General features: G+C 43.5%; 10 protein-coding genes and 1 CRISPR repeat array. Of the genes, 3 read left to right on the top strand and 7 right to left on the bottom strand.

From position 1 onward, the window contains the following. Positions 1 to 17 precede the first annotated feature (17 nt). Both IE164_RS03350 and radA read left to right on the top strand, forming a co-directional pair. On the top strand, positions 18 to 2,954 hold the full coding sequence (locus IE164_RS03350; protein ID WP_189628763.1) for a DEAD/DEAH box helicase: 2,937 nt from the start codon (positions 18 to 20) through the stop codon (positions 2,952 to 2,954). A 33-nt stretch (positions 2,955 to 2,987) separates the two neighbouring features. Continuing rightward, positions 2,988 to 4,361 (top strand): DNA repair protein RadA, encoded by a 1,374-nt coding sequence (gene radA / locus IE164_RS03345; protein WP_189628762.1) that lies wholly within the window; start codon positions 2,988 to 2,990, stop codon positions 4,359 to 4,361. On the opposite strand, the gene IE164_RS03340 is transcribed toward radA, so the two are convergent. After that, positions 4,358 to 5,257, bottom strand: a complete 900-nt coding sequence (locus IE164_RS03340) for a 1-aminocyclopropane-1-carboxylate deaminase/D-cysteine desulfhydrase (RefSeq protein WP_189628761.1) — start codon at positions 5,255 to 5,257, stop codon at positions 4,358 to 4,360. The genes radA and IE164_RS03340 overlap by 4 nt on opposite strands. Positions 5,258 to 5,388: 131 nt before the next feature. On the opposite strand from IE164_RS03340, the gene IE164_RS03335 reads away from it, so the two are divergent. Then, on the top strand, positions 5,389 to 6,396 hold the full coding sequence (locus IE164_RS03335) for an RluA family pseudouridine synthase (RefSeq protein ID WP_189628760.1): 1,008 nt from the start codon (positions 5,389 to 5,391) through the stop codon (positions 6,394 to 6,396). A 5-nt stretch (positions 6,397 to 6,401) separates the two neighbouring features. Here IE164_RS03335 and trhA read toward each other — a convergent pair whose 3' ends face one another. The 6 genes from trhA to IE164_RS03305 all read right to left on the bottom strand — a co-directional run bounded on the left by trhA (position 6,402) and on the right by IE164_RS03305 (position 12,889). Continuing rightward, positions 6,402 to 7,052, bottom strand: a complete 651-nt coding sequence (gene trhA / locus IE164_RS03330) for a PAQR family membrane homeostasis protein TrhA (protein ID WP_189628759.1) — start codon at positions 7,050 to 7,052, stop codon at positions 6,402 to 6,404. Continuing rightward, positions 7,049 to 7,849 carry an ion transporter gene (locus tag IE164_RS03325; RefSeq protein ID WP_189628758.1) on the bottom strand — a complete coding sequence of 267 codons (801 nt, stop codon included), beginning with the start codon at positions 7,847 to 7,849 and terminating at the stop codon, positions 7,049 to 7,051. Before IE164_RS03325 ends, trhA begins: the two co-directional genes overlap by 4 nt. After that, on the bottom strand, positions 7,846 to 9,474 hold the full coding sequence (locus tag IE164_RS03320; RefSeq protein ID WP_189628757.1) for a mechanosensitive ion channel family protein: 1,629 nt from the start codon (positions 9,472 to 9,474) through the stop codon (positions 7,846 to 7,848). Before IE164_RS03320 ends, IE164_RS03325 begins: the two co-directional genes overlap by 4 nt. 131 nt (positions 9,475 to 9,605) lie before the next feature. Then, positions 9,606 to 10,960: direct repeats of the CRISPR family, unit length 36 nt; unit sequence GTTGTGACTAGCATTCAAATTGTATCTTAGCTGAGG. 54 nt (positions 10,961 to 11,014) lie between these two features. Continuing rightward, positions 11,015 to 11,320, bottom strand: a complete 306-nt coding sequence (gene cas2, locus IE164_RS03315) for a CRISPR-associated endonuclease Cas2 (RefSeq protein WP_189628756.1) — start codon at positions 11,318 to 11,320, stop codon at positions 11,015 to 11,017. A gap of 29 nt (positions 11,321 to 11,349) precedes the next feature. Next, positions 11,350 to 12,246: a type II CRISPR-associated endonuclease Cas1 gene (cas1, locus tag IE164_RS03310; RefSeq protein ID WP_189628755.1), complete on the bottom strand. Its 897-nt coding sequence runs from the start codon at positions 12,244 to 12,246 to the stop codon at positions 11,350 to 11,352. 52 nt (positions 12,247 to 12,298) lie between these two features. Next, positions 12,299 to 12,889 (bottom strand): transposase, encoded by a 591-nt coding sequence (locus IE164_RS03305; protein ID WP_189628754.1) that lies wholly within the window; start codon positions 12,887 to 12,889, stop codon positions 12,299 to 12,301. Positions 12,890 to 12,892: the final 3 nt, after the last annotated feature.

The raw sequence follows: 12,892 nt of genomic DNA, 5'->3' as shown, positions 1-12,892 counted from the left end.
ATCGGTCTAAACAAAAAATGAAGGTATCTACAGCTCAACCTTTCCAGTTAATATACTCCCTTTATCAGCACGAGTATTTAGGGTACTTGTTCGAGTCTTTTGTTATACAGCTCGATGATAAGGGAAGGCTCACCCTGCAACATCAGAACATATCGTCCAAAAATGCACCGGAGTTTGCTTCCGGACTTGATGAGAACGATTACAAGCTCATAAAGCTAATGGATGAAATACAGCAGGAGGCCGTGGTACTTAAGTTCTATAAGAAAAAGACCAAACCGGAAGACTTCTTTCTGAAAGTATATGATAAAGAGCGTGGAGACAAAGTACTGCAGGAAACAATTGAGCAGTATCTGGAAATAAGAAGGGCCAAAATTCTGGAGTTGCTGGGAGGAAAAATGATTTTTGAAATGGGCCGTGATGGTGAGCCGGCCTGGAAGCAAATTCACTGGATAGAAGAAAAGGCCTCGGTACTTTTTCATTTTAGAAGAAACGAAGACAATACCCATTATTTTCCGACCATTAAGCTGTATGGCGAAAAACTGGACTGGCAATATAAAGGAGCCTACCTGGTTTGTTCAGAACCGGGCTGGATGGTGGTAGAGGACAAACTCATTAGCTTCGAAAAAAACATTGATGGCAACAAACTCAAGCCATTTCTCAACAAGAAATTCATTGTAATTCCTCAAAAGGTAGAAGAAACCTATTATCAAAAATTCGTGACCCAATTGGTGGCTAGCTTCGATGTGTATGCCAAAGGTTTTGAGATCAACTCAGTAAAGTATGAGACTCAGCCGGTCATTAATTTTTCAGAACTTGTTCAGGCAAGTAATGGAACTCTTTTCGATAAACCCTCGGGCCATTCGGCTGTTCAAGACCAGGAAGATTCAAAGATCCTATTCAAACTGGGATTCAACTACGGGCCATACCAATTCTCTTACGAGAAGCAACCAACGGCTTCAGTAAAACTGGAAAAGCAAAACGGTTCTTACATTTTCCACAAAGTGAGTCGCAATGCAGCCCTGGAGACTGAAACCGTTAACGAATTACAAAAGAGAGGTCTTAAAATCCAGAACGGAAGGGCAACAATGTCGAGATCTCAGGCCTTTAACTGGCTCAATGAGCATAGCGAGTTTTTGAGTGAGCGCGGAATTTTGCTCAAACAAACCGATACCGAGCGAAAGAAATACTTTGTTGGAGAATCGGTATTGGAAATTAAGGTAGAAGAGGGAATCGACTGGTTCGATATTAAGGCCATTGTGCGCTTTGGTCAGTTCGAAATCTCCTTTCAGGAACTGCGCAAACTCATTAACCGGCAAAAAAGAGAGATAAAACTCCCCAATGGTGAAGTTGCTGTAATTCCGGAAGCATGGATTAAAGACTATGCAGAACTGTTTGCCTTTATGGAAGAAACAGGAGACAGCAAGGTGCTAAAGCTCAGAAAACACCACCTCTCACTGGTTCAAGACCTGCACAATGGCAACTTAGCTCAAGTGAGCATGAATAGAAAGCTTCATAAGCTGCAAGGGTTTGAAGAAATAGAAGATTATGAAGTGCCAAAGGGTTTTGCCGGTACGTTAAGGCCCTACCAGAAGGCGGGCTATAACTGGATGCGCTTTCTTTCAGAGTATAACTTTGGAGGTTGCCTTGCCGATGATATGGGTTTGGGTAAAACCGTTCAGACACTGGCCCTATTGCAAGCTCAAAAAGAGCTAATCTCGCAGCAGGCATCGCTGCTAATCATGCCGACATCACTTATTTACAACTGGCAAATTGAAGCATCTAAGTTTACCCCCGAACTCAAAGTGTTGGTGTATACCGGTACCGGAAGAGACAAAAATGCCGAACAATTTGCCAATTACGACTTGGTGGTTACCTCATACGGCATCACCCGTATCGATATAGACATTCTTTCCAGTTATTACTTCAACTACGTTATTCTCGATGAGTCGCAGGCCATAAAAAACCCCGATTCGCTTATTGCCAAATCAGTAAACAAACTCAAGTCCAGACACAGGCTTATTCTTACCGGTACACCTTTAGAAAATAGCACCTTTGATCTGTGGTCTCAGATGAGCTTCATCAACCCAGGCCTGCTCGGTACGGCCAAATATTTTAAAAACGAGTTTCAACTACCCATTGAGAAGAAGGCCGATGTGGAAAAAACGCGCAAACTCAATGTCATTATTAAGCCCTTTATACTCCGCAGACAAAAGTCGCAGGTAGCCAAAGATTTGCCTGAAAAGTTTGAGAGTGTGAAGTATAGTCAAATGACCCCGGAGCAGGAAGAAAGATACGAGGAGGTAAAATCGCACTATCGCAACCAAATACTCGATACTATTGAAAAAAGTGGTATCAAAAAGTCCCAATTGCTTTTGCTACAGGGACTTACCAAACTCAGGCAAATTGCCAATCATCCCAAAATGGTAGAGCCAGACTATACCGGAGACTCTGGCAAGCTGGAAGACATTACTTATATGATTGAGTCGGCTATTAGCGAAGGCCACAAGATTCTCATATTTAGTCAGTTTGTTAAGCACCTGGGACTTATACGCGAGTATCTTGAGGACAAGCAGATAGAATTTGCTTATTTGGATGGGTCAACCAAGGACAGGCAGGGGCAGGTAGAAAAGTTTCAGGAGAATGACCATATAAAGGTTTTTCTTATTTCACTAAAGGCCGGAGGGTTGGGTCTTAATTTGACCAAGGCCGACTATGTGTTTTTACTAGACCCCTGGTGGAACCCTGCCATTGAAGAGCAGGCGGTTGACAGAGCTCATCGAATTGGACAAAAGAAAACGGTATTTACCTATAAGTTCATAACCCGCAATTCGGTAGAAGAAAAAATTCTGGCTTTGCAGAAAAACAAACTCAAGCTTGCCAACGAGTTGATAACCACCGAAGAGAGCTTTATTAAGAAGTTGACAGCCGAAGACATTTCCGAGCTATTGCAGTAATGCTCCAGTTCAGATGCACTATATTGAATACTTATGGCTAAAGCAAAGTCGGTATACATCTGCCAAAATTGTGGTGCCTCTTCCGCCAAGTGGATAGGCAAATGTCCCTCTTGCAACGAGTGGAACACCTACTCCGAAGAAGTTATTTCCAAAACCAAAACAGCTGAAACCTCGTGGCGCGAAGATTCGGGCGCACGCGTGCATCAAAAACCAGTGAATATTCGGGAAGTAGAAAAAAGCTCGGAAGAGCGACTCATTACCTACGATAACGAGCTGAACAGGGCGTTGGGAGGAGGTATTGTGGCCGGCTCATTGGTGCTCATTGGTGGCGAACCAGGCATTGGTAAATCTACACTCATGCTTCAGTTGGCCTTGGCCGCACGCAAGAAGAAAGTACTCTATGTAAGTGGAGAAGAAAGCCAGCAACAGATTAAGATGAGGGCAGAGCGCATAGGCATTCAAACAGACCAATGTTTTGTACTTTCCGAAACTAATACACAAAACATCTTCTATCAGATCAAAAATATAAAGCCTGATTTACTTATTATAGACTCTATCCAGACTTTACATACTGAAAGAATAGAAAGTGCAGCCGGCTCTGTGTCGCAAGTCAGGGAGTGCACCGGAGAGTTAATGAAGTTTGCCAAGGAAACCCAAACACCTGTTTTTCTAATAGGTCACATTACAAAAGAAGGAAGCATAGCCGGGCCAAAGGTGTTGGAGCACATGGTAGATACGGTGTTGCAATTCGAAGGAGACAGGCACCTCTCGTACCGCATTTTGCGGACTGTGAAGAACCGGTTTGGCTCTACATCTGAGTTGGGTATTTACGAAATGCAAACCAATGGATTGCGTCAGGTTTCGAATCCATCGGAAATTCTTATTTCTCAGAAGGCTGATGACCTGACCGGCATAGCTATTGGTGCCACCATTGAAGGTAACAGGCCATTGCTTATAGAAATACAATCGTTGGTAAGCTCAGCTACATACGGCACGCCACAACGCAGTTCAACGGGCTTTGATGCCAAGAGGCTCAACATGCTATTGGCTGTGCTTGAAAAACGTGGAGGCCTTCGGTTTGGTGCACAGGATGTATTTCTGAACGTTGCCGGGGGTATACGTATAGATGAGCCTGCCCTCGACCTGGCCGTTTGTGCTTCTCTGGTAAGCGCATATCACGACATAGCCATCTCCGATAAAGTGGCCTTTGCCGCAGAAGTTGGCCTGGGAGGGGAGATTAGAGCCGTGAATCGTATTGAGAGTAGAATTGCCGAGGCAGAAAAGCTGGGTTTTAAAGAAATCTATATTTCAAAGTTCAACACCAAAGGGCTAGACCTAAAGGGCAAAAAGGTAAACATAAAGCCGTTTTCGAAACTCAAGGAGGTATTTGAAGACCTAATGGGTTAGAGTCCAAAACCAGCTCTACCCTGAAGCCCCCCGGTGTGGATGGCCAGCACCTTAGAGCCCTTCTTAATTTCTCCTTTGTGAATCATATCCAGCATACCATAAAGCATTTTTCCGGTATACACAGGGTCGAGTAAAAGGTCAAATTCGGCCTCCATGGTTTTTATAAACTGCATCAACTCTGGCTTTACTTTGGCATAGCCTCCAAAATGGTAATTGTTCTGTACAAACCAATTGTGGTGGTGCTTAGCTCCACAGTATTCTAACAGACGATTGACTTCACCGGCCAAAAAAGAACCTTTCAAGGCACTGAAACCTACAACCTGCCCCCTATTTTGCAAGCCCGTTATTAAGCCCGCCATAGTGCCTCCGGTACCAACAGGCAAGCAATAATAATCGAAGCTTTCGGGAATGTGTGCGGCTATCTCTTGTGAGCCTCTGATGGCCTGCGTATTGGTTCCCCCTTCAGGAATAAGGTAGAAATAGCCAAACTCATCTCTGAGCCTCTCTAGAAACTCAGGCGTGTCCTTAGCCCTGTAGCTGGTTCTATCTACATACCTCAGTTGCATACCCTGTTCTTGGGCAAATTGTAAGGTAGGGTTGAGAGACTGCTGAGCTTCTCCGCGAATTAGGCCAATGCTCCTAAACCCGAAGAGGTTAGCTGCTGCAGCAACGGCATAAATATGATTCGAATAAGCTCCTCCAAAAGTTAGAAGGGAGGTGAAGCCCTCTTTATTGGCCTGCATTAAATTATGCTTCAGCTTAAACCACTTGTTTCCCGAAATTTTGGGGTGGGTTTTATCCAACCGTAGAATTCGCAAGTCTACCTGGTTCTCTTCAGCAATCGGGTGAAGTAATTTTTCTATCGGAAGCCGTTCGTTGATCACTGAAAAGTTCATGAGGCAAACATACAAAATACGCCAATTGGTTAATCTTTCTGAGTTGGGCACCCATATAAACAAGCGAGAAGAGAGGTGAATAGAATTTTCTCAAATGCGATTGTCAATTATTGACCTAAATTTGTAGCTGAATGGAAGAACAGGAAGAGCTTTTTGAGCATCACAGACTGGTGTGCGACCCAGGCCAGGAGCCGTATCGTATCGATAAGTTTTTGATGGACCGACTACCCAACGTAACCCGCAATAAGGTGCAACAGGGCATTAAAGATGGTTTTGTCAAGGTAAATGGTAAAGAGGTAAAACCCAATTACAAGGTACATCCGGGCGATGAAATTGTGGTGGAACTGCCGGAGCCACCGCGTGACACCGATGTAGTTCCTGAAAATATTCCGCTCAATATTGCCTACGAAGACGATCATATACTGGTCGTAAATAAGGAAGCGGGTATGGTGGTGCACCCGGCCTATAATAACTGGACAGGCACTTTGGTGAATGCATTGGCTTACCACTTTCAGCAGTTGCCCACCATGGAAGGTAATGATGGACGCCCCGGACTGGTGCATAGGATAGACAAAGACACCTCGGGCCTTCTGGTAATTGCTAAAACCGATAAGGCTATGAATAGCCTGGCCAAACAGTTTTTCGATCATAGCATAGAAAGAACCTACTATGCGCTGGTTTGGGGTGTGCCAGCACAAGAGAAAGGAACCATAGATGTGCATTTGGGCAGAAGCGAAAAAGACAGACGAGTAACAGTGGCCATTGAAGATGGTTCTCGCGGAAGAAATGCCATTACACACTATAAAGTACTGAAAGATCTTCGGTACGTATCCCTCATTCAGTGTAATCTGGAAACGGGCAGAACACACCAAATTAGGGCACATATGAAGCACATTGGCCATCCGTTGTTTAACGATGCTACCTATGGAGGCGATAAAGTGCTAAAAGGAACTCAATTCTCTAAGTATAAGGCATTTGTAGAAAATGCCTTTAAGCTCATGCCGAGACAAGCCCTCCATGCCAAATCGCTAGGCTTTAAGCATCCGGTATCGGGTAAGTTTGTGCAGTTCGACTCAGAGCTACCGGACGATTTCAGGGCGGTAATTGAAAAGTGGGAAAACTATGTACAATACGAATAGGGCTACTAACCCACCACGTAGGTAAGAATGGCATACAGATGAAACCCTGTTCCCCCCAACACAAATAGATGCCATATGGCATGGTGGAAGGGGAGCTTTTTCATGACATAAAAAATGACTCCTGTCGTATACGACAGCCCACCACAAAGCATAAGGTTTACCACCTGAGCATTAAGCACGGTGGCCAGCTCATCGAACATCACGAAGCCCAGCCATCCCATACCCAAGTAAGAGGCCAACGAGAGCTTTTCTAGTTTACCCGTGTAAAAAACTTTAAAAACAATACCCGCAAGCGCAATTAGCCAAATGGCCCAAAGCAGGTTTTTGCCCAGTGCTGTGTGGCCCAGCACCCCCCAACAAAAGGGAGTAAAGGTGCCGGCAATTAGCAGGTAAATAGAAATATGATCGAGTTTTTTGAACAGAAGTTTCTGTTTCTTACTCTTCACACTGTGGTAGAGTGTTGAAGCCAGATAAAGCGTGACCACGGAGAGCAGAAAAACCAGACAACTCCAAAACACCGAGGAATCAATCTCCTGATGCTTAGTAAACAGGTAAATCATTCCACCAATGCCGGCCAATATGCCTAAACCATGCGAAAGGGCATTGGCAAGTTCCTCTTTTGGGCTATAGGCTTCTGTAGTTGCAGGCTTTTTCATACCGGCAGCTTTTCTCCACAAAATTTACAAAATAGCGCCTCACTGTCATGGCCTTTCGAGGCGCACTTCAGGCATGCTTTTTCTTTCTGTTTGTTTTGGTCTTTCTGAAGCTCTACGGTAACAATTCCTGTGGGAACAGCAATAATGGCATAGCCCAAAATCATTACAAAAGAAGCTATGGTTTGGCCGAGAATGGTTTGCGGAGCAATGTCTCCATAACCCACAGTGGTGAGCGTAACAATGGCCCAGTAAATGCTCAGCGGAATACTGCTAAAACCATTCTCTCTACCTTCCACCAGATACATTACCGTGCCCAGCATGATTACCAGCATAAGCACAGTACCCATAAATACCGTAATCTTGTGTCTACTGGCTTTGATTGCCCTACCCAGTTGTTCTCCCTCACCAACAAAGCGCCCAAGTTTTAAAATTCGGAATACACGCAGCAATCGCATAGCCCGGATAATGAGCAGATATTGTGTTCCGGCAAAAAAGAAACTAAGGTAAGTGGGCAGTAGAGACAGTAAGTCTATGAGTCCGTAAAAGCTGAAGATGTACCTTCTTCTTTTGTCGGTTACGTAGATTCTCACAATGTACTCCAAGCTAAAAATTACCGTAAAAAACCACTCCAGATACTTAAAAAATATGCCATACCGCTGGTTAATGCTGTAAACACTTTCCAGCATTACGGCCAATACGCTAATGAGAATAGCAATCAGCAGGCCGACATCGAAAGCCTTACCTGCTGGTGTATCTGTACCGAATATGATTATATAAAGCTTCTTTCTAAAACTCATTCTTCAGTTTTGATCCTGAAACTAGGGGCTCTATAATCTTCCGGCAAATAGCTTTGCGGAATGGTGCTTTGATTACCATCTCTATGCGCGCCATAATGTGGCGACATAATTTCTACCCCAGCCTCATTAAACTTGTCCTGAATATTTTTGTGCAGCTCCGAATAAATTAGTGCCATTTTCTGAATCTCACGCGTACGGGCATTGAGCTGGTAGCTCACATAGAAATCGTCCAGGCTGGTTTGCAGCACAAACGGATGTGGCTTTTTCTTTATATGCTCAGTAGCCAGAGCGGCCTCTACCAGCAGCTTGTGTACTTCGCGCCACGGCACATCGTAGCCAATAGTTACTGTGGTATGCAATATAAGGCCTTCTTCTTCATTGGCGGTGGTGTAGTTTATGGTGTGGCTGTTGATCATCTGCGAATTGGGAATGGTGATGATCTCGTTTTTAATGGTTTTTATTTTAGTGTTGAGTAAAGCCTTTTCCTTCACATCGCCAATTACCTCACCAATTTTTACACGGTCGCCAATTTTAAACGACCGCATATAAGTAATCACCAACCCGGCAATAATATTAGAGAATGCTCCGGCACCACCCAATGCTACTAACAAACCAAAAAAGGTAGAAACCCCTTTGAATATCTCTGAGTTGCTCATGGGCAACAGGGGCCAAATACCAATAAAAGCAAGAGCAATAAAGATAGCCCTCACAATATTAAAAGTGGGGCTCGCCCACTCCGGGTAAAAGCCCTTAATTTCCAGTCTGCCTGTGGCTACCTCTTTTTTAAAGAAGCTAAGCAACTTGAGGAAGTATTTTAAAATAACCACTATAACTATGATAAACAGCAGGTTAGGGATATATCCCACTATTTTGTGGCCTAAGGCAACCAGCGGGTCTACCACATAGTGTATAAGCTTATTGGCCAGGCCCTGGGTCCATGGGAAAAGAGCAAAAAGTGCCGGCAGCAGCAGATAAATAATAAAAAGGAGTAGGGCATATTTCGCCACAGTGAGCAGCCAACCGGCTATAAGCAGTTGCTTCTCTACAGTGAGCAATTCATATTGCTTTACCTTAAAGCCTTTAAAAACCTTGCCTTTTTGTGCCTGTAGCTTAAAAGCCAGCAGTCTGAACAGGCGGTTATAGTACTTTAAACCAAAAATAAACAGCCCTATAATGAGCAGGGCTATACCAATATTTACAAATAGCAGGTTACTAAAGCCTTCTTCTTCCTGAGTAAGGGCATTCTTCAATAAGTCTTTGTAATACTCTGTGGTAGCTCTGCGGCTAAGGCCCAGGGCCTGCGCATCGGCATCGTTTATACTAAGTATAATTTGGTCTTGGCACAGAATGTCGTTAACCTCCTGATTATACTCCACTTTAAGCGGAGTAATATCCAGGTTTACGTTTTCCAGTGCGGTGAGCTTCTCGCGTACGCGGGCTGCCCGTTCTTCCAGAGAGTATGGGCCAATACCTTTAAACAGAAAGATGGTAGAATCGGCATCTACCGGAAACCCACCCTTTTCAACCATAGGGTGAATGGTCTTTTGTTGTACCGCACTATCAACAACCATCGGTTGCTGTGCCGTTTGCCAAAAGAAACTGACAAGGAGAAGCAGCGTTTTCATTACTCTTCAATATAAAGCATTTGCAAGTTTGCTCAATAAAGTTGGAAGATTATCTACGCAATCCAAATATTGTTTGGGTTTGGGGTGAGGGAGCCTATGGACTTAACTGGGTAGAATCTAATCCAGTAATAGTTGTGACTAGCATTCAAATTGTATCTTAGCTGAGGTGCTTTTCAAAATGATCAACGGTTCTGCCTGTTGTGACTAGCATTCAAATTGTATCTTAGCTGAGGAGCATTTTTGTGCAGCCTAACCACCTGGTGGTTGTGACTAGCATTCAAATTGTATCTTAGCTGAGGAATGAAGACCTTAGCAAACAAGCAAGGCTGGTTGTGACTAGCATTCAAATTGTATCTTAGCTGAGGACCTCCGTCATAGTCTATTGATTGAGGGGCGTTGTGACTAGCATTCAAATTGTATCTTAGCTGAGGGTGTGGTGAATGAATACTCTAGCCTACTGGGTTGTGACTAGCATTCAAATTGTATCTTAGCTGAGGTGGGCAAACCAAGCCATAAACCACCAAGCAGTTGTGACTAGCATTCAAATTGTATCTTAGCTGAGGCTGAATAGCCCAGGTCTGAAGGTTTGTTGAGTTGTGACTAGCATTCAAATTGTATCTTAGCTGAGGTTCAGGCTGATAATCCATGCGTTATAACTGGTTGTGACTAGCATTCAAATTGTATCTTAGCTGAGGCATTCGTCCCAGACTATTCTCCAGGGGACGGTTGTGACTAGCATTCAAATTGTATCTTAGCTGAGGAACTTGTTGCTTCTAAAGGTGGCATGGCCGGTTGTGACTAGCATTCAAATTGTATCTTAGCTGAGGAGGCAATTTGGTTTTCGTTCGAGACAACCTGTTGTGACTAGCATTCAAATTGTATCTTAGCTGAGGAAGCCTCTCTTAGACCCAATAGACTCTCATGTTGTGACTAGCATTCAAATTGTATCTTAGCTGAGGAATCTTTTTCGACTCTCGGATCCGAACCGCGTTGTGACTAGCATTCAAATTGTATCTTAGCTGAGGTTCTTGCCCAGTGGCATAGAACATATACCAGTTGTGACTAGCATTCAAATTGTATCTTAGCTGAGGGATTTATTGGTTTTAAACCATGATCGGAGCGTTGTGACTAGCATTCAAATTGTATCTTAGCTGAGGCTGATCATCGAGCAATTGTGTATCTACTCGTTGTGACTAGCATTCAAATTGTATCTTAGCTGAGGTGGCTATATTGAATGCCCGGCTGGCCGGCCGTTGTGACTAGCATTCAAATTGTATCTTAGCTGAGGTTGTGGACTGGTTGGTTCGGCTAGAGTAGTGTTGTGACTAGCATTCAAATTGTATCTTAGCTGAGGTTCCGCCTTAAAGGTTATCCCCAACCTGTTGTTGTGACTAGCATTCAAATTGTATCTTAGCTGAGGCTGGTGCTGTTGCTAGTCCGTGTCCGCTTGGTTGTGACTAGCATTCAAATTGTATCTTAGCTGAGGATACCCCAAGTTAAGCCTCATATTTTCAGAGACTTAGCTAGGGGGTTCTCGCTTTTAGAAAAGCTCTAATTGCTGGGTTGGCTGGGGCAATTCTTCTTTTTTGGCCGAGATAAATACTTCCATCATGCCAAACTGTTTATCCGTAATATGAAAAATACCCACATGTCCTTTGGGTGGAAGGTTCATTTTCACCCTTTTCATATGAACTTTTGCATTGTCCATACTTAAGCAATGCCTGAGAAAAATGGAGAACTGAAAACGAGTGAAGCCATCTTTTTCCAGCATATCCACAAACTTCCGATAATTGCGGGTGTCGGTTTTAGTTTCTGTCGGTAGATCGAAGAGAACCATTACCCACATGACTCTATATTGATTAAGCCTGTCAAAACTCAAAAGCTGGGGAATTTGATTTCCTTCAATTCCTTGGAATAACACTTTTGCAAACTAGATGTAGTTTGTTGCAGCGCTATCATTAATGGACTGGTTAAGCCATTTATCTTCACATCAAGAACAGGAATTTGTAAGAGCTTTTGCTTCAGAGCTGGGGTGAGTTCAGCATAGTTGTCTTCGGTTCTTACTAATTCCAATACCAGTTGATCCACAAAAGGCCTGTATGGTTCCATTACATCATCCGCTAGGCAGTAACTATTGTACTGGTTATGATGATGATAGCCAATGGTGGGCAAAAGACCCGAGACCATCAGTGAGCGTGAAACGGAGGCCCTCAGAATAGCGTAGCCATAATTTAAAAGATTGTTGGGCTCTCCTTCAAAACGGCCTCTTTTAAAGTTTTTTATAAGGTCAGTGAAAAGGCTTTTCCAGTAATATGCTGCAGCCCTTCCTTCAAGGTTATCTGGGTCACCGCTCTGCACTTTTCTTGCCCAGTGTTCCATGTTTTCTGCCGGAATACCATTGGCTTTGAGCAATGCCGCCTGGTTCCGGATTTTTGCCTTAATGGTTTGTTTCCACAACTTGCCCTTTAAGGAGTCTGTAGCGGCTAGCTGACTGCTCATTTGTGCAACTTGCTTGTGGTGCGTATTCAAATTCAACATTAAACCTTGAGGTAAATGATGAGCATCACAGGTGATAATGGCCGCCTGGTTGCCCAAAAGCTTGCTTATCAATGTATGACTAATGGTGATTTGAGGATGTTCCAATAAAACCACACCTATATCTTCAATGGGCATAGTTTTCTTTTGGTCGTCATTCGGATATTTGACAACCAATTGGTTTTTGCTGGTAGAAAGGTGAGCCGGGTTGCCAAATAAGAGTGTGCGTTTTATCATATGCGGTTCGTTTGAACCTTCCAAAAACCCTAAACTTTTGGAAGGTTAGCGTCTAAATATTCATATCTATTTCACTTGGTAATGTGTTTATATATGACTGATGAAAGTCTTCGAATGCGTTTTTGCCACCAAACCAATTAAGCACTTCTTGTCGGTTGACTTGTGTAGGTTTATCCGATAGAATGCTCTGATAACTTGAAAACCTCCAGTCTTTTATGTTTTGTACAAACCTATGGTGAATAGGGTTGGTGTGTATATAGGCAATTACTTTGGAGGTGTAGTCATTCGAAGTAATCTCCTTCTTTTTAAAGTTGGGGCTAAAGAGGCTTCCTTTTCGGTTATGCCGTTTGTTAAAAGCCTGTGTATAACTGCTGAATAGACTTGCAAACTGCTTACTTAGGCGGTACTCTAGCTTTTGGAAAGTTTCAAACTTTCCAAAAGATGCTTCTATCTCGTCTTGATCCTTTATCAGAACCAAACAATGAAAATGGTTGGGCATTAGGCAGTAAGCCAGGGTGTTGGCAATCGGATTAATGTATTTGGTCCACTGCCTAAGAAAGTATTCATAGTTTTCTACGGAGATAAAAAGGTTGTCTCTTCCATTGGCATGGTTGTAAATGTGATAGTACTTTTCTGTTTGCATGTG

It is taken from the genome of Roseivirga thermotolerans (genome assembly GCF_014653175.1).
Taxonomy (GTDB): domain Bacteria; phylum Bacteroidota; class Bacteroidia; order Cytophagales; family Cyclobacteriaceae; genus Roseivirga; species Roseivirga thermotolerans.
This window is presented reverse-complemented; position numbering and strand designations above follow the sequence as displayed.